We start from the raw sequence: 25785 nt of genomic DNA, 5'->3' as shown, positions 1-25785 counted from the left end.
AAACTATTGCTCTAAACACCATAATTTGAAGAAACAGTACCCTATGTTCTAATCCTCAATTCCTCCTACAGCTCTATGTTGAGTAAAACTAGTTAATCCCTATAATATAAAAAGAGCACCCCTTTTTGGATGCTCTTCGTTATAACTATATATTATTTAAATTTCTTCATTTGTTGGTACCATTTTTCCTTCTTGAGAATCCGTACCTGTACCTTCTGATTTTTCAACAGTTTTTGCATGTTTTCCAGGTTGTGATTCTGTACCTCCATTTGTTTCTACCATTTTTCCTTCTTGAGAATCTGTACCTGTACCTTCTGTTCTTTCAACAGTTTTTGCATGTTTTCCAGGTTGTGATTCTGTACCTTCTTTTGTTTCTACCATTTTTCCTTCTTGAGAATCTGTACCTGTACCTTCCGATTTTTCAACAGTTTTTACATCTCCTTTAGATGCTGGCACTGCATCTTTAGGTAAATGAAAGTTTTGTGAGGAAGACGTTGTTCCATCTACACTCTGTGTAATTACTTGATTTGAATTTTCATTTGACTTTAAATTGTCCGTTTTCGCATCTTCTGCACCAATTGCACCACTTGCTAATAATCCTGTACTTAAAAATGCTCCTGCTAATAATGTTTTAATCATTCTTCATTACCTCCTGTATATTTGTAATATTCATCAAAAAAGTATCTAGAGTTAATGTTTTAGTCATTATCTTTATCTACTTGCTTTTTGATTACATTTAGCATAAGGCAAGAATCTATAGTTGATATGGACTGTATCTGGAGATTATGTAAAGAAAAATAGATGATTAATTGTATATCCTAATGAATGCTTAGACAAGATTAAGATTTTATATGAGTTTGATAGTTGAATTACCCTTTGGTTTTGATCGGAAGGTTTATGGCTGGGGTAAAGCCAATTAAGGACCTAATCTTTTCTAATTTGGAAGTAAACTTTTGGCTAAAAGTTTACTTTAGAGATTTGAATCATTTATAACTAATTTTGTAATAAATTTCTCAATATAGATATACTTGTTAAGAATGGTTATAATATTCAAAATTAACAAAAAATAAATTATAATAAAAATATGATGGTTATCCTTTTGTTTACTCCTTGTGCTAAAGATAAGATCGTGTTCGCCGATTTTATCTTTTTTTATTTGTGATTTTTGATATAAAAAAAGAATCCTTATCATAAGGATTCTGCAACAGGAAATAACAAAATACATACAATTATAGATTTGAATTAAAGTTTAATAAAAAAGTGTGCCTCCAGCATTTTAGAAAAACCCCACGCTAAGCAAAAAATACAATAAGCTGCCCATATGGACAGCTTATTTACATAATTTTCGTTATTGGAAGTTAATATAATACCTTTGTTCAAGTATTGCATTTTTTCGTTCAAGATAATTTTTCAATTTAGACTTCTGTATAAAGAGCATAGTCTAATATAGATTGATATACGCTATGCCATTCATGATGATGAACTGTGATTTCATTTGGATTAATTAATTTCCTATGGGCTGATTCATGCTTACCTTCAAAAGCACGGAATTCTTTAATATCCATTCGGTAGAACACTTGATAACCAATTTTAGGATATTTACTTTTTTCATCCCATTTTGGATTTTCGTTGTGATCAACTATTATGTATCCAAGAAGATTACATTTACCTTCAACATAACCCTCTTCCATTGCTTCACGTTTAAAGCACTCCTCAGGAGTTTCATTTAATTCAATGTGACCACCAGGAAAATCCCATCCTCTATGATTTAAATCGACTAATAATATTTTGTTATTATAAAAGCAAAGTCCATGAACACTTGTTATTAGGTCTTGTGGCGGTAGTTGATTATCCTGTTTCCAGGTTAATTTTACTTTTTCTTCTCCCCAATTCACATAAACTGTTGTCATATAATAGCCCCCTTTTTCTAACTAGTTCATACGGAAATAAATCCAAATCACCTTATATAGCATTATTCCTTTTTTAATTCATAAAGTCCTTTTCTTATTGAACTATCTTATTTTCGGATGAATATCGTATACATATGTAGTTAACATAACGTCCTATTATCGGTAGCAAAGAAAAGAGAGGTAACCCTACTCTCACAAGAGAACATTCTTTTTTTGTTTTATGGATCTATGCATTTTTTTATACATTCCTATCCTATCGCGGTTTTAGGGTTCTTGTTTGTTACTGGATTATCCGAAAAGTTGTATAAAATCTTGCATGTTCTTAGCATGCGGGGGCCGAAATGCTGGCGATACTCCATTACCAGCAACCTAAGCTTTTGAGATACCCCCCATAACGAAATTTTCACCTTTTTACAGTTATTTATGAGAATTCAGCTCATTTTTTCGTTTTGGGAAAAAATCAATTTCTTAAGTTGATGGGTATGTGATAATGCTTCCATTTGAACAAATTTTCCTTTTCCATACCGATCACACACCTTTTGTAGAGTAATAGTATCAGCATATCCCAGTTTAAGAGGTTAATTACAGAACATTTAGAATTTTTTTGCGATAATCCTCCGAAATGTAATACGGACTTTAAATATTTTCATTTATAATTCTCTATTTGTCTATACTTTTCATACCGCTGTTGTATAAGCTCTTTCGAGGATAATAGTATCAATTTTTTTAGAGATGATTCGATTACAGATTCAATCACTTTTGCCTGTAATTTTATATCATTTTGTGCTCCACCTTTAATTTCAGGAATGATTTCATCAATAATTCCTAAATGTTTTAAATCTTTTGCTGAAATTTTCATATGTTCAGCAGCTTCTGGAGCATACTTAGCGTCCTTCCATAGGATAGATGCTGCTCCTTCTGGCGAAATTACCGAGTACCATGAATACTCTAACATATGGATATGGTTACCGACACTAATGCCAAGAGCTCCACCACTTGATGCCTCTCCAATTACAATACAAACAATTGGCACTTTAAGTGTAGCCATTTCAAATAGATTTCGAGCTATCGCTTCAGAAATTCCACGTTCTTCAGACCCTATCCCTGGATAGGCGCCTATTGTATCAATAAATGTAATAATAGGGCGATTAAATTTATCAGCTTGTTTCATAAGTCTTAGCGCTTTTCTATAACCTTCTGGATGTGCCATTCCAAAATTTCTTTCTATACTTTCCTTTGTATTTCTACCTCTTTGATGACCAATAACCGTAACGGGCATTCCTTTAAATTTTGCAATACCACCTATCATTGCTTTATCATCACCATATAATCGATCACCATGAAGTTCGAGAAAGTTTGTAAACAATAAAGGTATATAGTCCAATGTCGTGGGTCGGTTACGTAGCCTTGCAATTTGAACTCGTTGAAAAGGTGTAATATTAGAATAAATTTTATCTTGCATTTTATTTAAACGTTTTTCTAATTCATGAATTTCTGACGATAAATCTACATTATTTTCTTTCATAATTTTCTTTAATTCATCAAATTTCTCTTTTAATTCAATAATAGGACGTTCAAAATGCAAACTCATTTTATCCTCCAAATGTTATGACTTACCTCACTCTAATCAAAAGGCTTAGAAATAGAATCAATAAATAATTCAAAACCATCCACAACTATTTTTTGTTCTGATTCTGATAAATTATTGAGAATACTTTGATAAAATGTAATGGATTGCTCTCTTAAGCAATTAACAGTTATTTGACCTTTTTCTGTGAGGTGCAGAAAAAGTTCTCTTCTATTTTTTTCATTTACTTCACGATAAATAAGCCCCTTTTTTACTAACTTATCTACCAATCTACTTACAGTTGAAGTCTCTAATCTAAGTTTATTGGATAGTTGCCAAACAGTTAATTTTTCCACCTCTAGTTCCTCTAACGCCATCATTTGAGAAGTTGGTAAAGGTTTTTCAAATGGTCCTTTGGGCAAATTTTGAGATTCAAAAACCCCAGTTATTATAATCATTTTCTTAATATCTGTTCTTAGTTTTAAGGCATCTTCTCTTTTCAAAAAGGTCACCCTCCTACAACTCATGTATCATACATTAATTGTATTATACATGAATATGATTTTTTCACAAGCTTAACGTAAGCCAATACTACAACATGGACGAGATATTTCTTCTTGTTAAAATGGTATAAGTGGATTGTTTTCTACAAATGGCAGAACATCAATTATGTATCAGGGAACTTTATGGGGTACCGCTCATCGCAATCAAGCTAAGAAAATAAAATACCTCCTAAAACGAAAAAGAGATGAAGAAAATAATAAAAAGCTTATCATTATGTACTGAAGTGAACCTAAATAGTGGTACATGAAAAAAACACCTCCTGAATTCGCATACTAAGTATGCAAATTCAATGGAGGCGTTTTTCGTTTGAAGACAAGAGTTCATTACCCAGAAGAAACAAAGTGGAAAGTTATTGAAATGAAGAAAGACGGCTATTCAAATCGTACAATTATGGAGAAACTCGGAATTAAAAATGTTTCCCAAATTAAGACATGGATGAAATGGTATCGTACAGATCAAACGTATCGTTTTCAACAACCTGTAGGAAAACAATATTCTTATGGAAAAGGACCAAAAGAGCTCAGTGGATAGAACAGCTACGTTTAGAAAATAAACATCTAAAAACAAAATTACTTGTATGGGGAAAGTATCTGGAAATCGAAAGGGGCTGAAACCAGAAACTGTAGTTACTTTATGGGAAAATGTAAAAACAAAAATAACGGTAAAAGAATTGTGTAACGTATTAGAATTACCCCGTTCCACATTTTATCGTTGGTTACAACGGACGGAAGATTTGAAAGATGGTATAGAAGAGAAAGTAACGGACGTTTGTCTTAGGCATAAATTCCGGTATGGATATCGAAGAGTAACCGCTACTCTTCGAAAAATGGGACTGTGTGTTAATCATAAAAAAGTATTACGAATCATGAGACAAAATCACATTCTTTCAAAAGTACATCGAAAGAAAAAGAAATATATCAATGGTGCGGAACTAATGGTAGCCCCTCATCGATTGGAGCGCCAAATCGATGCATCCAGACTAAATGAAAAGTGGTTTACGGATGTGACGTATCTTTTATTTGGAGAGCGTACCTTGTATTTATCAACGATTATGGATGCCTTTAATCGTGAAATTATTAGTTGTGTCATCAGCGAATCACAAACATTGACATTAGCGATGAAGACATTAAAACAAGCAATGAGAGGGCGAAAAGTAAAAGATGTCCTTCTTCACTCGGAGCAAGGAAGTATTTATACAGCAAAAGAATTTCAAGCGTATGCCAAAGAAAACGGCATTATCACCAGCATGTCCCGGAGAGGAAATTGCCATGATAATGCCGTCATGGAAAGCTTCTTTGGTCATTTAAAAAGTAAAGCTTTCTATTCACAAAAGATAACAAAAGTATCCAACACAACTGTGCGAAAGATTGTGCTAGAATACATTCATTACTACAATTGTGTGCGAATTCAAGAAAAATTAAACCACTTGTTCCCTAAAGAATTTAGGGAACAAGTGGTTTAGGTGTTTTGATTGGTGTCGCGTTTTCGGGGTTCACTTCAGTGTTTTGTAACGCTTTAATTATTCTATTCTTACTGGGTATTAAGATATCTAAATGGATCAATTATTACAGTTGAAAAATCGTTCAAAAGCTTACTCTCCTTGAACTCCACCCACTTTCACTTCATTTAGAAATGAGAGATTCCTAAGTAAAGATTCTTTCAAACTCTAATTGACTAGGCTATCCCCGCATCCCTTGCGGTTTGAAGCCTTATCGCTTCATTCTTAAAAATAAAAAAATGTGAAATTTTATATCATTATGTAAGACATTTAATATCAAATATATTACATTCACTATGAAATTAGTTTATTTATAGGATTTCTATAGATAAACAAGGTACTAAATTGACTCTTAAGAAGTCATAACATTATATTTGTCTAAAAATTGAAAAAATATGTGTAGATATATATCATCTTAAGTACATATATAATTAATTTTAATGCTCTGACATAATTCCACATCATTCTTAAACTAGTTTTTTGTTCATTATGAAATAAAATATTACACAATGTCAGTCTTTAAAAGATTATATATCAAAACTTTTAGAGAGGAAGAAAAACTATGAAGATGAAAAGGAAAATCATGATGACAACAGCACTTGCAGCAACATTAGCTACAGGTGCACTACCTACCACATCAGTGTTTGCTGCAAAAAAAGAGGCTCCTATCCAACAAAACAAGGCACAAATGAGTATTCAACCATTAGCACAAAATAATTTAGAAACAGCTGTTAATGCTGCCTTAAATGGTCCAGAAGTCAAAAAAATAAAAGTATTTGAACATGAATTTAACGTAAAGGAAATAGAAGTAGTAAATCTAGGTGCAGGAAAAAAATATGTTAAGGGACAAATTTCTCATCATTTAAGTTTCCGTCCAGATGATCAATTTTATTATGAGTTTACTGTGCAAGATGGAAAAGTAGTAGATAAGCCTGTATTTAGTATTGATAGAGGTGGTTGGACACCATTTGCTGCTCCACTTTTATCAATTCTTGCTGCTTATAATGGAATTCCAGTTAATCCAAATGATTTAAATACACTTGGTCAGCAGATTGGTAAAGTTATAGATGGAAGCTGGGAACATGCAGCCCAATCAATCGCAACTGTAGTTAGTCTAAGTTTTAATGAGTAGAATTTTTCAATTTTTATTAGCATTGTAGGGATTCACTTTTTGTAATCAGCCTTGTTATAAGAGATTCTAAAACAGCTATTAATAAACTTTTACTACTCATTCACATTATCTTGATTTGTTTACCACCTTATCATTCATTATATGTCACAAAATAGAAGTCTTTTTTAAGGCTTCTGTTTTGTTTGTATACAATACGAGCAACGGTTGGTTTTTGGAGGCTATATTTCGATTTTTCAAGAATACGTTTGGCTATTAGGTACAATTCATAAAAACAAATTATTAAAGTCTCAAATAACTTACTCCCCCTGTTTTTAATTATTTTCAAATCCAAAAATTTATTACCTCAAGAATGAAAAACAATAAATATAGTAAAAACATCATCTAGTAATTGTTTAAAGATCAGGAGAGATAAAATGAAGAAAATAAAAATGAGAAATTTCATTAAAATTAGCATCCTCACTTGTATTACACTAGCAAGTTTAAGTACACCATCTACTCTTTTAGCTGATAGTCATCCAGGTTACTCCTATGAATCCAATATAGGATATCAAAATCCATCGTGGATGTCCAAAATAGAAGATTCAACAAAATTAAGTGAAATATCTATTCCAGGGACTCACGGTACAATGGCTTTACATGGAGCAAGCTTTCTTGATGAAAATTTGACAAGAAATCAAACTATGAGTCTATCCCAACAATTAAATTCTGGAATCCGATATGTAGATATGCGTGTTAAACGTGTAAAAGATTCTTTTGCAATGTATCATGGCATTGTAAATCAAAAAGCTGTGTTTGAAGATGTATTAAAAGAGACAATTCAATTTTTAAAAGAGCATCCAACAGAAACAATATTAATGCGCCTAAAAGAAGAAACTACTCCTGAAAGCGGCTCTCTCTCATTTGAGGAGATATTTTTAAAATATAAAAACGTTAATGCTTCATATTTTTGGAATCCTAATTCCGTACCAACCTCAGATAGAAATAACCCTACTTTAGGAGATACCCGCGGGAAAATTGTAATCTTACAAAACTTTACATCTACTCAATTGTACGGTATTGATTACGAAGGTTTGAATATACAAGATAAATTTGAAATTGGAAGCGGACCAGACGAAATATATGCAAAATGGATTGCGATAAAAACCCATCTACAAAATGCAAATACTAATTTTAATAATGGAAAAATTCATCTCAACCATTTTAGTGGTACGGGGGGCGTAGCGGCATTTTTAAATAATGTATATCCTTGGTTTATTGCAAGCGGAAAAGAGAGCAGAAATACTGATAGTAGTCCTAAATTGCTTCAAACGAATTCCACAAATGCATGGAGTGATTTCCCTCGCGATAGAAACGGACAAGTATACTATGGGGGAATGAATACACTTGGGACCAAACTCTTACAACAAGGCATAATTAAACATTCTGGTATCATCGCAGCTGATTTTCCTGGTCCAGGTTTAATTGATAGTATCATTAAATTAAATGGTATACATTCTAATGAAAAAGAAATATTAATTTCGCAAATTTCATCTGAATCTAGTCCTTTATCCGGGCAACAAAATCGATCCAGTCAAAACTTTAAAATTGATATTTTACCTGTAGGTACCAAAGAATTAAAATGGGTTATTGAGCCTTCAGATAAAGATTATTCTTCTACTATCTCTTTCAATGTAATGATTGATGTTTCCCTAGGAATAGATTCTACTCGTTGGAAAAACATTTCACATGGATCTAGGACTGAAGCTTACACAAATACTAAATATTATATTGCAAGTCCAATGGGTGCCACTAACAAATTCACAGTGAAAATATACGCTATTACAAATTAGAAAATAAAGAATCCCAATGAAATTCCATTGGGATTCTTTTTTAATTTCATTTCGTAAACATTAGGATGGGGTTTAAATCTTATTGATTTATCGTTTTCCGACAGAAGACTCCTTCCTCAAAAATGTGTAGGTGTGAAACACCAATTTTAGGTGAGAGATGAATGTCGGTTGGCATAAGCCAACATATTCGCTATCATTTACTTGTACAGATTGCTCTTCGAAAACTGAAGATATGAGGTTGGTTGCAGAAAAACGTTGCAACCGTAAAATCTTCAACGTTCTATCGCCCCACGCTTCTCAAAATCTCGAAAACCAAGCTAAAGTAGGGAGTGTGGTGAGTCAGCGTACAAGATACTTATGTTCTCACCGTAGGGACTACGGGTAGAGCCTGCTAAGATAACTGATGGATACATCGGTGTTCGCAGGAATCTCCCACTTCAAACAGTCCGTTAGGACGTTAAGTGGTGAGTAGTTCAACATTTAAATCATAAGATAATTCATATTTGGAACAGCCCTTAATTTTTAAAAGAAAACCCAAAAATGTTAACTACCTTTTCCCACCTGTCACTTATTCAAAACTGGCTTCCAAAGCGATAAGGCAAAAATCCAATTTGAGTCGCCATTTCCTTGATGATCTTGAACTGCTTCATACACTTTTCCCTCATGTACTACTCTATCGCCTTTAGTATATGCTTTTCTTGCATCCCATTTTTCATATGTGGAATCCTCTGACTTTGTTGTTACAGTCAAAACATCACTTCTACTAGATTCATTTCCAGCTAAATCAACCGCCGTCACTACATATTTATACGATGTATTAGCCTTCAAATCTTTATCCATAAAGGATGTATTAGCCGCTGTCCCAATTTTATTCATAACCCCAGCGCTTTCTCTATATACAATATAATGGTCAACACCTACATTATCTTCAGACGGACTCCACATCAAATCAACAGTTGTCGCTGTTGTACCCATACTATGTAATCCTTTTGGTTGAGTTGGAGCCTCTATATCTGGGATTGCATGTGTTGTCTTAACCTTTAGTTTTTCACTTTCTTTTGATATGTTTCCAGCAGAGTCTAATGCCTTTATTGTATAGGTATATTCCGTATCTGCTTTTAGTTTTTTATCAATAAAAGTTGTACCTGGTACCGTATCAATTACTTCGCCATTACGTAACACTTGATATTCTTTTACACCTATATTATCAGTAGAGGCCTTCCATGTTATTTCAACACTATTGGCAGAAACTTTAGAGGCATTTAATTCAGTTGGTTGACTTGGAGCTACTGTATCGGGAGTTTCATTATTTACTAGATTTACATCAATTACATTATAAAACGCATTTGACGTATCTGCTACATCCCATACAGCTAAAATAACATGATAACCATTGCGATCAGTTGGTACATTAATTGTATGTGTTAAATTATTTGATGCGGCAGAACCATCATGTTTCACAGTTCCAATTGGTTCTAATTCAGCACGTGTTAATGGTTTATTAGGATCCCATCCCTTTTTTGTAATGTAATAATGCCATTTACTTGTAGGATGTGCAGCTGTATATTTCCATGTAAAGGTATTTGCTCCACCCTTAATCGTGTTTTTGAACCAGCGATTTGATGTTTGTTGGTCAAGAATTCCTCCAAACAGTCCTCCTGCCGAAGCGATTTTTCCATCAATCGGTCCCCCATCTGGGAATCCTTTAGGTGCTTCTAGGCTTTGAGGTTCGTACATTATATTTCCACAATTTAAATTCAATGCTCCATAATTCTGACTACATAAAGCAGCACGGCTACTTGGCTTTTCAACAAATCCATGTGCATAAGCACTTTGAGGAATCATAGTAATAGCTGTTACCCCTGCAGCTAAAACACAAGCACCAATTCCTTTTTTACTTTTTCTTAATCTTTCCAATTTAGATGTAAATTTCAAATTCATTCTTGTCCCCCCAATATATTATTGTTATCGCTAATATAATAGCAATATAGAGATAAACGAACAAATTACTAATAAATATACTAATACCTCTCATACATTGGTACGTTTATTATTATTTTTAATCTCATATAAAAATAAAATAAATACAATAAGTCTATTTTGTAACGTTATGTTTTTAAAAAAGAATAAAAACTTCGTTTAATTTCACAAAAAATTCAAATATTAAAACAGATAATTAAATCATGTAGGAAAAATAATTTTTTTATATTACAAAAAAGCAAAAAAAGTCTGGAAGAAACCGATTATATCCGTTTCTTCCAGACTTTCACTTCTTTTATAACACTCACAAATCCCTTAACCTTAAACATATACACTTGAGGTTAAAACCCACATAATCAATATAACCTATATGTTGACTAGCTTCTAAATGTTAAAATTCATAAATTAATAGTAACAGAACAATTAAAACAAGCCATTTAGCAATCACATATAATATTCTTACTAATTCAATCTAACGCTTAATTACTTATAAAATGACTTAAGGTATCTAGCTTAACTGTATTTTCTTTATTAATAACCATTGTCTATCCTGCATTTTCTTACTTTAAGTAGATTATCAAGAGATTGTTAATATTTAAGGAGAAAAAGATTTGAAAACCCATTTTTCATTATCATATTCTAAAAATTTATTATATTATTTTTATCTAATAAGGCACAGAAACAACGGGTAAACTTCAGTGTGCTTGAGAAACGTTCTTAGGGTGAAACGTTTAAAGGGTACTTTAGTACTGAGTTTTTATTAAATGTTCCTGTACCTAATATTTAAATTAACGTATGTCAAAATATTTTACAATACGAGTGTTAAACGTTACATATTTCTATATAAAATGATACATTTCATCAGCACGCCTCCCTAATATTTATGCTAAATATAGAAAATTCAGCTCGTTAGGATTTAATTTTAAAATTCTCATAAAAGCATATGATAGATTAGGCACGTAATTGTCACAAATTAATAGTCTATCTACTTTTTAATTACCTATGAAAACTCTATTACCGCTTTATTATTTACTCCTAAACCAAAGCACATCTATACCTACAATTTCTTAAAACTCTTTTAGATAATATTTCAAAAGAGTCGATAGTTTTATTTTTTTTATTTTTTTATTGTACATTTGTGCATTTGATGTTAGGATTATGCCTATTAAAATTGAATCCTAACGATTCTTCTTTATAATTTCCATATTTTAATTGTTAAATAAAAATATAGATTCTGATATATATTCAAAATCAGACCGAAAATATCTTTATTTTACAATGATGTCGTAGCATACCTTTAGAATGGAAAGATATATGCAACAACGTGTTAAGGGGTTACAGGAGGAACAAAAATGAGAGACTTTTTTGATGATAAGTACAAAAATATTGAATTAAAAAGGAGGTTAATCAATTTAATAAGTGAAATTAGCGAATTCAAAGGAAAATTAGCTGCTTATCAGGAACAAAACCCTGACATATTTAATAGTTTAGAAAAAACTATACCACTACATTACATAAAAAATTTCACAACTATTTATGAGGATATAAAGGTTCCTAATAAAAGATTAAAAGAACTTATTTTAGATGATATAGTACCTCAAAATATTTCTGAAGATGCTATTTTTTGTTATTATCAAACACTTTCTTTTGTACATAAAAACTCCTGTACTTTATCAATTAATCCAGCAACTATACAGGAATTACATTTTCAACTAATACATTACCTTACCTCTGACAGTGCCAAATGGCGTGAAAAACCTTTTATTATTCCAGGTATTCCTGAGCATGGAATGCACTTGAATAGTTACCGCATTCTTCCGCATGAACTCATTCCACAGTTTATGGAGCAATTATGTGATCAATACAACTCATTAAATACTAGTAAGGGGCTACATTCACTTTTATTAATAGCTCGTTTTATATTAAATTTTTATTGCATAGTCCCTTTCAATCAAGGTAATAACAGGCTGGCATTTATGTTAATGCAATTGCTGTTAATTAAGAGTGGACATACATTTGTAAAATATGTATGTTTGGATAAATATATTAAGAAAAATGAATCTGATTATTACGATTCGATTTATAAATCTTCGGTCAATTGGTACTGCGAGGAACATAATAATAGCTTTTGGTTAAAAACGTTTTTAACAATTATATTAGAGGCTTACAAAGATCTTCATAACACAGTTCTAGATTCTATATGTAAACATACTAAAGTTGAGAGAATTCAAGATTTTATACTTAAACAAAAACAACCTTTTACTAAGGAGAGTATTCGTAACACTTATCCAGACATTGCAGAAAGTACAATCAGTAAGGCTTTAAATTCCTTGCAAGTGTTTGGCCATATTAAGCTAGTTACAAAGGGAAGAAACGCAAAGTGGATTAAAATTTGACCATACTTTCAATACACCTGAGGTTTAAAAATTCAATTATAATCTTATCATTGAATTTCATTTTAATTTTAAACTAATATTACTTTTTTAGTTATTTCTAATTCCAACAAAACATTTTATAGGAAAAGGTCCGCTTCCCCCGCCTTTTCCTATAATAAAATGAAATATAAACATAAAATAATTGTCGAAAAAAGTCTTATTTTAATATTTTTTCTTTATTTTCTGGTTGTAAACGCTTCTATTTCGTGTTACCATCTTAATCAAACAATAGATGGTCATAAAAATGAAAGTATTTCTTTCCCTTAGAAACATATAAGCGTACGGTAATATCATGAAAATAAGGCCAAAGGAATATTTGATACCTACCAAAATAATTAATAAGAATTTTGCCGTGTTATTTTTCTGATTATTAAGAAAATACATTTTGTCCCTAAACAAAATTTGTTAGTGCGCAAGATTCAAATACACTAGAACACCCAAATAAATGAAATATCCTTTTTCATTGAGCATTAAGGTATGGAAAAAGAATTCTTCCTACAAAATTCAGATGATTAACTTAAAGGCATCTAAATTACTACCTTAATCGCCATCTATTGTTGATAACATATTTACTAACTATGAAAAAGAGCCTATCAATGGTTCTTTTTTGTTATAATCATTGAAATTTTAATTCTATCTTGAAACTTAGATTTTCACACAAATTACCTCTACTTTTTTCCTCTCAATTATTGAATTAATAATATAGCACATCAAATTTATCAATTCTTACATCCAATTCGATTAAATTAATGAATAAAATTCAATTATATAAAAATAATAACTACAACTAATCGGTATATATTAAAGAGGTGTCAATTTTGTCCTTAAATGAAGAGACCTTAGAAACTAAGACATATAAAACCATTGAAAAGATCGAAACAAATAACCTAAAACAACTTAAAAATACACTAGATAATATCTTTGATATTAGTGCAGATTTGATTGAACATCCTTTGCAATTAAAAACAAACACGAATATTTTACTTTATTATTTTGAAGGCCTTACAGATGGTGTTGCATTAAAAGCCAATGTTGTTACACCATTATTACAAGAAGTAAATGAAGACAGTCAAATTTTTAATTCTAATATTATTGCTACTCATACAAAAATCGTATATACATGGAATGAAATTAAAGAAGGATTACTTGAGGGTCAATGTGTACTGTTTATGGAAGGAGAAAATCGGTCACTTCTAATAAATACAAAAGGCTGGGCAGAGAGAGCCATTCAAGAACCAATTTCAGAAGTTACTATTAAAGGCTCACATGATGGTTTTATTGAGAATGTCACAAAAAATATAGGCCTAATTCGTCGATATATTCCTTCTACAGAGTTAAAAATCAAAAAGCTGACGATTGGAGAACGAGCCACTTCTTTAGTCTATTTAATTTACTTAGGTGATGTAGCAAACGCAGATGTAGTCCAAGAAATAGAAACTAGAATCTGCAAAATCAAAACAGATGCGGTATTAAGTATTGGAGAGCTATCTAATTATACAAAAGATCAAAATTGGACTCCTTTTCCACAGGCTTATTTAAGCGAACGTCCAGACGCCATTTCAAACCATATACTTGATGGGAAAGTAGCAGTGTTAATGGATAGATCCCCTGGTGCTATGGTTGTTCCTATGAATTTGATTGGATTTTTTCAAACCCCAGATGACTATAATATTCATTGGCTCATTGCATCTTTTTTTCGCTTATTACGATTTGCAGGATTTATTATAGCTATTTTTTTACCCGCATTTTATATTGCTATAGTATCCTTTCACTTTGAGATCATTCCTATAGATTTATACACTTCTATTGCAACGTCAAGAGTTAAGGTCCCCTTCTCTCCCTTATTGGAAGCTTTTATAATGGAAATTACACTGGAAATGCTACGTGAAGCTGGTATTCGCTTACCACAACCTATTGGACAAACTATTGGTATTGTTGGAGGGATTGTAATTGGACAGGCGGCTGTTCAAGCTGGACTTGTGAGTAACGTTATGGTTATTATCGTATCTATTACAGCCATTGCATCATTTATTGTTTCTAATTATGATTTATCAAGTTCTATACGCCTTATTCGTTTTCCAATGATGTTATTGGCATACTTTTATGGAATTGTAGGTATTGTTAGTGGATTAATGCTCTTATTTGCTCATTTTGTTTCACTGACTTCCTATGGTTCACCATACGGATTGCCAATCGCGCCATTTCGGCTTCAAGAGTTAAAAGATTCTTTTGTAAGGTTTCCTATTTCGATGATTACCACCCGCTCGAGTACTGGACAGCCGAAACAAGAAAAGAAAAAAGAAGGTGGTCCGCATGGGGAATCTTAAATTCAAAAATATAACTTTATTCGAATTTATTATTTTCATCCATTCGCTGCAACTTGCATCTGGTATGTTAATTATGCCAAGCCCACTTGCTACTACTGCTGGTACAGATGGCTGGATTTCGATCATTCTCGGATGGATAGTTACTTCTATAATCGGTGTAATTATTATATTAATGTTACAAAAAAATCCCAACAAAAATTTCTCACAAATCTTAAAAACATACTTTGGTAAATGGATAGGAACAATTCTTTTTCTTGCATATGCCTCTTATCTATTTTTTGCTGGATTTAATACTTTATTAAAGGCAACTGATATTGTAAAAGTGTGGATATTTCCTTCCACTCCTGCTTATCAAATCACCATATTATTACTATTACCTTTTATTATTTTAGTCCTGAGTGGGTTAAGGGCTCTTACTAGTTATTCTATGCTTGTTTTCTTCTTCACTACTTGGATGCCACTATTTCTTCTTTTTTCACTAAAGACTAACTACAACCCTTTACACCTACTACCTATTTTTAAAGATGGATTATACCCTATTATAAAGGCAACAAAAGAAACCATTACACCTTATGCTGGCTTAGAAATTACATATTATATATACCCGTTCTTACAAAAAAAACAAAAAGCCATAAAAGGGCTACTAATAGCGAATACTGGAACTATGCTTTTCTATCTATATGTGACTATTCTTTCTTATATATACTTTAGTCCAGAGGGGATAAAAGACGTAATCTGGCCAGTATTTCATCTGTTAAAAGGGGTTCGTTTTTCTTTCATGGAAAGATTAGAAATTATATATATCGCTTACTACTTGATTGTATTTTCCACTACAATATATCCGTATTTATTTTTCAGTTTTGAATCTGTGACCATTTCACTTCAAAAAAACGTCCGTAATTGGGCGCTACTTGCTTTTATGTTATTTATAGTTGGTCTATTTATTTTCCTAAATCCCGATGTGGATCAATATTTGTTTATATATTCTCTTATGGATATCTTAAATGTCATTTTCTTTATTCTATTACCAATTATTTTTTTCGTTTACAGTATTCTTTTTACTTGGGTTACTAGGAGGAAACAACTTTGATTCGAAAATGGATATGGGTTTTAATTTGTTGTGTATATATAATTGGTTGTAGTCAAAGAATTCCTCTTGAGAAGGTTTCATTAATCCTGTTAATTGGCTTGGATAGAACCGCTAATGGAGACATAAAAGTTGGAACAAGTATACCACTCTTTCATCATAAGCAGCAAAAAAGTACTATAGAACATTGGACAAAAGCATCAACTGTATATACTGGATTCAGTAAGATAGATACGAAGTTAACGGGCTTTATGACCGCTTCCAAAGCTGAAATCATTTTAATTGGGAAAAAATTAGCGCAAGAAGCAAATTGGTTACAGGAGCTTGATTCTTCTTACCGTGATCCTTACGCTACCATTAATGCTAAAGTAGTACTTGTAGATGGGCCTGCAGAAGAAATTTTTAAAATTTATAAGCCTAGTAAACCATCACTATCATCTTATATAAATGGTGTAATCGAATCCTCAATTCAAAATAACCAATCCGTCTCTTCTACAATTCAGCAATTAATGAGAGAACAAAATGAAGATGGAATGACGCAAACTGTTCCAATTATCAAAAAAACAAAGAATGAAATCGACACAGTAGGAATTGCATTTTTAAATCGAAAAGGGAAATATTTAACTTATATCCCTAAAAAAGATGTTAAATTTTTCAATCTTTTAAATAAGTCAAAAAGTAACGGGCGAATGATACTACACCTTGCACTGCCTCCTAAAAATTCCAACAAAAAAACAAATACTTCTATCTTCGTACAGAACGCGACAAGGAAGGTAGATGTTACTTTTCAAAACGGAAAGTTTGTATTTAATCTCGATATATATGCTAATGTAGCTTTAATAGAAAAAACCAACCCGAATTTAATTAAGGGGTACTATGATAATAAAAAAAATATATATCATTTAAAAAGTGCTATTCAAAAAGAAATTAATAATAATTTACAAAATATATTAAATGAAATACAGCAGAATAAAATTGATCCAATCGGATTATCCCTATATGCTAGAGCTTTTCAATATAAAGAATGGAAAAAAGTAAAAGGAGATTGGTTGCAAGCGTTAGCAGAGGCTAAAATAAATGTAAAGACGCACGTCAAAATAAAAGATACTGGGACCATTAGAAATTAAAAAAGACTAGTCTATTTTTCTGCTTAAAAGTCTTTCTAAGTGGGTTTTCCCTCTTCAATATTTATCGTGTAAAAGGTGCTAACTCGAAAAAACTCTTTCCGTTCTTTTAAAAGGCAATAATTTAACTACGCAAATCAAGTACCAGTTTCTAATTTAAAGAGCTGAAGAAATTATAACTCTGGTGCAGTAGCTATGCCAGGTGCCATTCCAATTGCAATTCCATGATATAACGTCAAAGCCAAAATTCCTAAGTTAAGGAATTTTGGCTTTTTGAGTTCACAAGAATATCTTATTTTTAGCTCTATGTACCTAGCTACAATAAATACATATCAACATTGGAAAAATAAAAAGCAAAGCCTTTTGGCTCCACCAAACCAAAATTCATCTCTCACCTATCGTCGTGCTATGTTCTTCACACGCTTGAGGAAGGAGAATTCTTTCGGGAAATACGTTAAATTATAAGTACATTCGACAACAATCAATTATTTTCTAAAAAACAATTCCACATCTTTATCAACTCATTTTAGAATATTTAAACAATAATTATATATACATTCCCTGCATAAATTATTCATTTTCTTTTATATAACACCTATTTTTTAACTTCTGATAAATTATTAAACATTGGATTATTATACACAACCCCTAAAACATGGGGTATTTTGTAGAATTTTGTCTATCAATATGTATGTACACCCTTTTGTAGTGGATATAGACTGTGTGGTGTAAGGAGATACCTTACAAAATAATAAAAAGGAGATTATAGAATGAGTAGATTAACAAAATTCTCAAAGTTAGCATTTGCAACTTTAATCGCGGGAAGTAGTTTAAGTACCTTTGTTTCGTCGCACAGTGTACAAGCTGACACCTTAGATCCTAATTACCAAGACAATGTAAAATTCATACCACCTTCTAGTGCTAGGCCAGCATTAGAACAAAAAAACACTATTGTTCCCGAATCAAAAGTTATTAAAAATCATTATGTAAAGTACTCTAAAGCACATTTCCAAACTAAAGAAAGTATACCAAAAGAGATTTATTATTCTTCAGAAGGCTTTAAGGGCTATATACAGGCAAGTACCGTTTGGGATATGGGAGATCATTTCACAACACTATATTCCGGAACTGTTATTCGATGTTAGACTTTTAATCCCTTCTCTCTTAATGCTTATAATGATCAATAGCTCACTGCCAATACTGTAATATCTATTGTTCATAAAATAAACCACAAAATCTTTCGATTTCATGGTTTATCAAATATAAAGATAATGCTAAACGAATACTCTAACATTACCTTCCCCAAAGTTAATTATAGAGTATTTTCAAAAAAAAGACACTCTTGTAGTGTCTTTTTTATAGTATTTTAAAAAGAATTCCACCTACTAACACCTTTTTGTTGCGCCTATTCGTTTATTTCAATATGATACTTTTCCATCTCGTATATGCAATAGACAATGATAGCTAAACTCCAACTGACACTATAATAATTATGTGTGTAGAAGTCATATCCCGCCTTAATACCTTTCTCTATTACAACAAATGTAAATCCTAAAGCCACCCATTTGTTAATTTTCATCTTAATAAACGTTAAAGAGATAATTATTAAAAATAAAATATTTGTAAGATGATTTATCATTAGCTCATATTTTTGAATGTATACTGCCATCATACAAGCAACGATATTAGTCGCAATGCCAAAGGCAATCATCGCTCCCCAAACCCTGTCCGAAAGTCCCACTCCTGAGTCAGTCCCTTCCTAAACAAAATTCCTTTTCCTTAATTAGTTCCTACACCCTATTCAAGATATGCTAAATTATCCTTGTCTGATGAATATCTATTTATCTTTTCATATAGAGCAAACAAAATCTCGACTCATAATTTTTTCTTTATTAGGCAAACTATGTCTAAGCCGTTTGAACTAGCGGCTTCACTCTTCTGGTAATGGGATAGCACAATTTATTGAATTGACTAACTCATTCAACCCACTAGCACCGGCAGGCAACAAAATAGTTGTCTGCCATTTTTATCATTTCTAAGCGCCGTTTAACATCATATAAATAGTGTTAACCATGTTAATTGAATATTAGTAATAGTAAGTATAAATATTATCAATTTACTATATATTACATATATGTAAAAATGGATGTATGTTAAGCTTTTTCAAAATCTTTCCCCTAATAAAGATTTGAAGTAGCATTTCATGATTCTCCTTACTGTTAATATGCCTTGAAAAAGAACCCTATAGGGTTCTTTTTCTTCTCATTATAACCTTAGTAAGTCCATACAAAAAGGACTGCTAATTACCTGCAGCCCTTTACACATTAATATACACTTGTATTAAATACTTAACACTTTATTGTATTAGGCATTCATACATACTAAACATGCCATTATCATTTAGACATATAACACTTTAAAGTTTAGAAGTATACAATAACAAATCGTTCCCAGCTTCCAGCTACATAACTAGTAGCTGTTAATTCTCTACCACCATTTGCTGATATATACCTGCCATTACTGAGTGCTTGTAATACATATATCCTATTGTCTCCACCATTATATAAGATAAACTTTTCCCATGCCCCAATTGATGTACGATCTGCTACTACTCTACCATTTGGCTCAAACGAAACATATTTCCCATTACTTTTGGCTTTTAAAGCGTACGTATATAATTCTCCAGTCGGAATTAATTCGAATTTCTCCCATTCATTAACAGCATTACGATTTGCTATTACATTTCCCAAAGGCTCAGCAGAAACATATTGTAAATTTGCTGCCTGTATAGCAACTGTCCAACTTCCATTAAATAAATTCACGCCTTTTAGTGAACCTGCTTTTGATAGATTTGCTGCCGATACATCATTCGATGGTGTAATCATCAATATCATTAAAACCATCGGCAACATCATTAAAACCATCGGCAACATCATTAAAACTAACTTTTTTGAGATTGTATTACCACTTGCACGTGTTATGAACCTCTTCATTTCCATTCCTCCCTTAATATACATAGAACTCATATACATCATACCAAATATGTAAAATATTGTAACAAAAGAGAGGTTTTATCAATAAATACCTTACTATTCTGTTTCTTTTTTCTCAAATCTATATCACTTAAACATGCATCAATTCTCAAGCATATTTTTAAAATCCCTCCCTGATAAACAAATATAGCAGTTGATAGCAAGGAGAGTGTATACAAAAGAGAGAGTATTTTCATTTCACTTTTCTTTAAATAAAAGCCAAATAGCCGTTCATAATGAACGACTATTTGCATCTAACTAATAATTAGAATGTTCTTCATATTAATCTATTTTGTTTAATCCCGTTGAAGTAACTTGATAGATTCTTTTTTTGCCTATATATTCTTGTTTATTATTCTCAAAGTTAATAAGTGTAGCGCGTGTCTTTTCCTTTACTGCTTCCCCTTCTATATGGGTCAACTCAATGTAATCTCCCACTTTTACCGGCACGGTTTGACTTTCAGCAGTTTGTTGACTATTTCCCACTATATCCTTATTGTATACAACACTACCGGTTGAATTCTTTACTGTAATACTTGCATACGTATTATTAAAGTAAGAATGTGGTACGCCTGCTTCTAAATTCACCTGCATTTTCTCTGTTGTCCTATTATAATCAACTTTTGCGATTTCTCTATCACTATATCCTTTTAAAGACCACCCAAAATGATTTCCATCTAAAACTGTTGTTTCTGGCATTTTTTCTACTTTCTTCAAGCCTTCTTTTGTAACTTCGTATATGACTTTTTTTCCAAAGCTCTCTTGTTTACTATTATCTACATTTGTGAGAGTAGCTCTATGCACACCTTCTAGATGTGTTAACTCAATATAATCTCCTAATTTGACTGAAACTTTTTGCGATTCAGCATTTTGTTGTTTATTTCCATAAATGTCTTTATTGTATACTACTTTTCCTGATGCATTTTGGACTTTAATACTCGCATATGTTTCATTAAAATAATGATGCGGTACGCCTGCTTTTAAGTCCACTTGCATTTCTTCTGTCGATTTATTGAAATTAATTTTAGCAAACTCAAAATCACTAATTCCTTTTAGGGACCATGCAAACTGCTTTCCTTCTAAAATACTAGAAGAGTTCGGTATATCTGAATTAAAACCTAAGTTATCTAATATAGTTTTTAAATCAGGTAAAACACCTATTCTATCATTCCACGGATCTTGAGATTTTGTTCCTGTATTCGGATTACTTAAGATATTTCTTAATTCTACTGGTGTATAAGGAGAGCCTCGATGTTCTTTAGCAATACCTTGTATCGAAGTTGCTGCTCCAGCAATAATTGGTGAAGCACTTGATGTTCCACTAAATGTTGATGTATATAAATTTGTAGTATTTTGACTTGGATTTGCTGATGTTGTATCAACATTTTCTCCCCATCCATATACATCTAATCGACTTCCATAATTTGAAAACCATAAACGTTTATGTGGAACAGTTGATGATCCCGCCCCAACCATAATAGCACCTGAATCCTTGAAGTCTGGACTATTTCGATTTAAGATCTTTTTTCCATTACGATCTTTAAAATTATCTAAGTCGTTTGAACCATTTGCGCCAGCTTCTATAATAATAATCCCTTTATCTACACCAACACGAATTGCATCAAAAATATCTGGATGTACTTCTACAGGTAAATATTTATCCCCATACCCATCATACGAAGCTTGTGCCTCTAATAAAAGAATATCTCCCGCTTGTAAATTATGCACAGCACTTAAAATAGCATCCGCCGTATTATAAATTCCATTATCCCTGATCTGGGATATTACTTTTACATTTGCTTTTGGTGCAATTCCAATATTTCCAATTTGATTATCTTCAGATGAAACAATTCCTAATACAGAAGTACCATGAGCTCTATGCTGGCTTATATTTTGTCCCGACATAAGCTTAATATTTTTATTGACTAAATCCTCATGGTTCAATAACCATCCATATTCCATATCCACAAAAGTTGTACCCTTCCCATCACCACCTTTAATGCTCCAAGCATGCGAGGCATTAATTCCCTTTGGTGCCGCTTCAAGATATCCTTGATTTTTAAATCTAGGATCATCGTACGGATTAACAGATAAATTTGGAAACTGTATTTCAGGGGGTGTCAAAATTTGTTTTTCTTGTATATAAGCCTCCTCTACGAGAGAAGATGTTTCAAATTTTTTCAGTAATAATTCTATTTCTATGTTATTAGGAGCTTGTACAATATAATAATTTAATAAATTATTAGCTGATTCATTAGCAACTGATTTAGATTGTACTGATAACTTTTCAATCTCTATCGGATTTACAGATGAGAACAGACGATTCAAAGTAAGTTCTGTATTTTCGGAAAATAACTGTTTTAAATTGTTATCATAATCCCCATTTTTTATTCGTTTCTCAATACCATCTTCATAAGGTAAGTCAATTTGATTTTTAAACTTTACAATTAATCTTTCTTCCTGTGAATCTCTTTCTTTGTATGTGACATTATTAGATTCAGCGTAAACTTTATTATGAATACTATCATTTTGTAGGATTAGATCTGTTCCTACAAATGTGGTCATTGCAATTGATGAAATTAAAAACCCTTTAAATATGTTCATACTATACCCGCCAATCTATATTCTCTTAAGCATTTTTTAATGCGTATAATGGTTAAGATTTTTATATAATATATAAATCTATAATTTAACTTTTGTATTGAAATCTATGGCTTTATTAATAATCCCATAGAGGTAACCTGATATATTCTTTTCTTTCCCATATACTCCTGTTTACTATTCTCAAGATTAGTAAGTGTGGCGCGTGTCTTTTCCTTTTGTGCTTCTCCCTCTATATGAGTAAACTCAATACAATCTCCTACTTTGACTGAAACAGTTTGGCTCTCAGCAGATTGTTGTCTACTTCCTATAATTTCTTTATTGTACAAAATATTACCGGATGAATTCTGGACTTTAATGCTTGCATACGTATTAGTAAAATAAGAATGGGGGATACCCGCTTCTAATTTAATCTGCATTTTTTCTGTTGCTTTGTTATATTCTATTTTCGCGATTTCTCGATCATTATATCCCTTTAATGACCAAGCGAATTGATTTCCATCTAAAACCGTTGTTTCTGGCATTTTCTCTACTTTCTTCAAGCCTTCTTTTGTCGCTTGATACCTCGCTGTCTTTCCAATGGTTTCATTTTTGTTATTTTCAAGGTTAGTTAAAGTTGCTCGCGTTTTTTCCTTTGTTGCTTCTCCTTCTATATGGGTAAATTCAATGTAATCCCCTACCTTGACGGGCACAGTTTGGCTTTCAGCATTTTGTTGTTTATTTCCCACGATTTCCTTATTGTACAGAACGTTGCCAGAAGAATTTTGAACCTTAATACTCGCATATGTACTAGCAAAATAGGAATGTGGTACACCTAATTCTAGTTTTACCTTCATCTCTTCTACTGTTTTATCATAATCTACTTTTGCAATTTCTCTATCACTATATCCTTTTAATGACCACGCAAACTTGTTTCCTTCTAAAATTGTTGCTTCTGGCATTTTTTCTACTTTCTTCAGGCCTTCCTTTGTAACTTCGTATATAGCTTTTTTTCCAAAGCTCTCTTGCTTACTATTATCTACATTTGTAAGAGTAGCTCTATGTACACCTTCTAGATGTCTTAACTCTATATAATCGCCTACTTTGACTGGAACTTTTTGCGATTCAGCATTTTGCTGTTTGTTTCCATAAATCTCTTTGTTATAGACCACTTTACCTGATGTGTTTTGCACTTTAATACTTGCATATGTACTATCAAAGTAGTTATGTGGTACACCTGCTTTTAGATCTATTTGCATTTCTTCTGTTGATTTATTTAAATTTACTTTCGCAAATTCAAAATCTCCAATCCCTTTCAACGACCATGCAAATTCATTACCTTCAAAAATGTTTGGAGATTCATTTTTGATTTGTACCTTTTTCTCAACAGTTTGATCAAATATATCCGTTAATACAATTTTTGCATAAGCACTTGTTGGTAATGATATAGATTGACTGATTCCATTTTGATAAGATTTAATATCATCAATTACGCTAATAGGTTGGCCCGTCATATTTTCATTGTTATAAATTTCAATTTTCCCCTTAAATTGCGGTGTACTATTTTCTTTTAGTTTCCAAGATACATTTAATTTTTCATTTTCATAATATATAAATTGGATATCATAATCTAGTTTTCCTATTTCAGGTTGAGTAGGTTGATTTAGCGTGAATATTTTTCCTGCCCCAATAGTAGACTGCGTATTACCTCCTGCTTTGACCCATACATATTCTGAAGTAGCTCCTCCATCATATTGATAAGTATTATCATGCGTTCCAGAAATACTTTGATTATTCCAAGAACTCCATTGTTTATCAACTAATTTTCGGCTATAACCATTTTTCAGGCGCGCTTCTCGAACATTCTGTCCACTATCAGCCCAGTCTTCTTGAAACATTCCTAACCCATGATTAAATGCAACATTAGCAACCGGAAAGTCCATAATTGCAATTTGATGCCATTTATTCTTTGTTACATCTTTCATCCATTGTCCAAATTTAGTATGACCATTTTCTTGCCATGAACGCATTGTCATTGTGTACCAATTGTAGTCTTTCCAACCATAAGTTGTTTGAACCTTCATTCCTGTTCCTTCTCCTCCAAAGGGTCCAGCTTGCGAATTCGGAGATAAGTATTCGGCCTTTATTGCTTCTTTAGAGGAAATTGGATCCCATAAGGCAAAATGTAAAGTACGTTTTCCATTTTCATCGAACCCACTTTGTTGTTGAAAACCAGCATATCCTCCAGCTTCACCACCTGCATTCCAGTTGTGTACAGCCCAGTACGTATAAGGTGGTGTCTGAACTGGTGACCAGTCTATACTAATAATATCTGAGGCAGGTATATTTTTGGGACTCACATAAACTGCTGGAGCAGCTGAATGTGTTACAGCTTTAGTGTGCAAAATAGACGTTCCAAACATAGAAAACATGCTACATGCTGCGGTCATTATAATAACTTTATTAAATCTTTTCTTCGTTTTCTGACTAATCACTAATCTACATCCTTTTCTAATTTTTATTGTTTCCCGACAGAAGACTCCTTCTTCAAAAATGTGAAGGTGTAAAACACCAATTTTAGGTGGGAGATGAATGTCGGTTGGCATAAGCCAACATGTTTGTTATCATTTACTTATACAGATTGCTCTTTGAAAACTGAAGATATGGGGTTGGTTGCAGAAAAACGTTGCAACCGTAAAATCTTCAACGTTCTATCGCCC

At 32.1% G+C, this 25785-nt stretch carries 16 protein-coding genes and 1 pseudogene; 8 read left to right on the top strand and 9 right to left on the bottom strand.

All coding sequences use genetic code 11. From position 1 onward, the window contains the following. Positions 1-156: 156 nt before the first annotated feature. From AB6801_RS19615 to AB6801_RS19600, 4 genes are all read right to left on the bottom strand, one after another. Entirely contained in the window at positions 157-639 is a 483-nt protein-coding gene (locus tag AB6801_RS19615; RefSeq protein ID WP_370941130.1) for a hypothetical protein, read from the bottom strand. Between the two features lie 776 nt (positions 640-1415). Beyond that, positions 1416-1910 (bottom strand): NUDIX hydrolase, encoded by a 495-nt coding sequence (locus tag AB6801_RS19610; protein WP_370941129.1) that lies wholly within the window; start codon positions 1908-1910, stop codon positions 1416-1418. Between the two features lie 646 nt (positions 1911-2556). Continuing rightward, on the bottom strand, positions 2557-3501 hold the full coding sequence (locus AB6801_RS19605) for an acetyl-CoA carboxylase carboxyltransferase subunit alpha (protein WP_000052082.1): 945 nt from the start codon (positions 3499-3501) through the stop codon (positions 2557-2559). A 32-nt stretch (positions 3502-3533) separates the two neighbouring features. After that, positions 3534-3980: a MarR family winged helix-turn-helix transcriptional regulator gene (locus AB6801_RS19600; protein ID WP_370941128.1), complete on the bottom strand. Its 447-nt coding sequence runs from the start codon at positions 3978-3980 to the stop codon at positions 3534-3536. A gap of 367 nt (positions 3981-4347) precedes the next feature. Here AB6801_RS19600 and AB6801_RS19595 point away from each other — a divergent pair. The 3 genes and pseudogenes from AB6801_RS19595 to AB6801_RS19585 all read left to right on the top strand — a co-directional run bounded on the left by AB6801_RS19595 (position 4348) and on the right by AB6801_RS19585 (position 8500). After that, positions 4348-5503, top strand: a pseudogene (locus AB6801_RS19595) (IS3 family transposase). 598 nt (positions 5504-6101) lie between these two features. After that, entirely contained in the window at positions 6102-6671 is a 570-nt protein-coding gene (locus AB6801_RS19590) for a hypothetical protein (RefSeq protein WP_000782804.1), read from the top strand. 413 nt (positions 6672-7084) lie between these two features. Further along, entirely contained in the window at positions 7085-8500 is a 1416-nt protein-coding gene (locus tag AB6801_RS19585) for a phosphatidylinositol-specific phospholipase C (protein WP_370941127.1), read from the top strand. Between the two features lie 564 nt (positions 8501-9064). On the opposite strand, the gene AB6801_RS19580 is transcribed toward AB6801_RS19585, so the two are convergent. Beyond that, positions 9065-10441 (bottom strand): lytic polysaccharide monooxygenase, encoded by a 1377-nt coding sequence (locus AB6801_RS19580; protein ID WP_001049447.1) that lies wholly within the window; start codon positions 10439-10441, stop codon positions 9065-9067. Between the two features lie 1391 nt (positions 10442-11832). On the opposite strand from AB6801_RS19580, the gene AB6801_RS19575 reads away from it, so the two are divergent. The 5 genes from AB6801_RS19575 to AB6801_RS19555 all read left to right on the top strand — a co-directional run bounded on the left by AB6801_RS19575 (position 11833) and on the right by AB6801_RS19555 (position 18598). Then, the gene (locus AB6801_RS19575; protein WP_001204218.1) at positions 11833-12876 is read left to right on the top strand and encodes a Fic family protein; all 1044 of its coding nucleotides are present in this window, start codon (positions 11833-11835) and stop codon (positions 12874-12876) included. An 857-nt stretch (positions 12877-13733) separates the two neighbouring features. Next, positions 13734-15242 carry a spore germination protein gene (locus AB6801_RS19570; protein WP_000055712.1) on the top strand — a complete coding sequence of 503 codons (1509 nt, stop codon included), beginning with the start codon at positions 13734-13736 and terminating at the stop codon, positions 15240-15242. After that, positions 15229-16332, top strand: a complete 1104-nt coding sequence (locus AB6801_RS19565) for a GerAB/ArcD/ProY family transporter (RefSeq protein WP_000527359.1) — start codon at positions 15229-15231, stop codon at positions 16330-16332. The genes AB6801_RS19570 and AB6801_RS19565 overlap by 14 nt, the downstream gene beginning before the upstream one ends. Further along, on the top strand, positions 16329-17456 hold the full coding sequence (locus tag AB6801_RS19560; RefSeq protein WP_000619992.1) for a Ger(x)C family spore germination protein: 1128 nt from the start codon (positions 16329-16331) through the stop codon (positions 17454-17456). Before AB6801_RS19565 ends, AB6801_RS19560 begins: the two co-directional genes overlap by 4 nt. A gap of 767 nt (positions 17457-18223) precedes the next feature. Further along, positions 18224-18598 carry a hypothetical protein gene (locus AB6801_RS19555; protein WP_000088951.1) on the top strand — a complete coding sequence of 125 codons (375 nt, stop codon included), beginning with the start codon at positions 18224-18226 and terminating at the stop codon, positions 18596-18598. A 260-nt stretch (positions 18599-18858) separates the two neighbouring features. Here the strand turns inward: AB6801_RS19555 and AB6801_RS19550 are convergent, their stop codons facing one another. From AB6801_RS19550 to AB6801_RS19535, 4 genes are all read right to left on the bottom strand, one after another. Continuing rightward, positions 18859-19194 carry a hypothetical protein gene (locus AB6801_RS19550; protein WP_000524429.1) on the bottom strand — a complete coding sequence of 112 codons (336 nt, stop codon included), beginning with the start codon at positions 19192-19194 and terminating at the stop codon, positions 18859-18861. A gap of 682 nt (positions 19195-19876) precedes the next feature. Then, on the bottom strand, positions 19877-20446 hold the full coding sequence (locus AB6801_RS19545) for a fascin domain-containing protein (RefSeq protein WP_370941126.1): 570 nt from the start codon (positions 20444-20446) through the stop codon (positions 19877-19879). 321 nt (positions 20447-20767) lie between these two features. Continuing rightward, positions 20768-23089, bottom strand: a complete 2322-nt coding sequence (locus AB6801_RS19540) for a putative mucin/carbohydrate-binding domain-containing protein (RefSeq protein ID WP_098781837.1) — start codon at positions 23087-23089, stop codon at positions 20768-20770. A 104-nt stretch (positions 23090-23193) separates the two neighbouring features. Further along, positions 23194-25560, bottom strand: a complete 2367-nt coding sequence (locus tag AB6801_RS19535; protein WP_370941125.1) for a putative mucin/carbohydrate-binding domain-containing protein — start codon at positions 25558-25560, stop codon at positions 23194-23196. Positions 25561-25785: the final 225 nt, after the last annotated feature.

This window comes from Bacillus sp. RCC_6_1 (genome assembly GCF_041360755.1).
GTDB lineage: Bacteria > Bacillota > Bacilli > Bacillales > Bacillaceae_G > Bacillus_A > Bacillus_A cereus.
The sequence above is the reverse complement of the archived record's forward strand: the minus strand, read 5'-3'. Positions and strand labels throughout refer to the sequence as shown.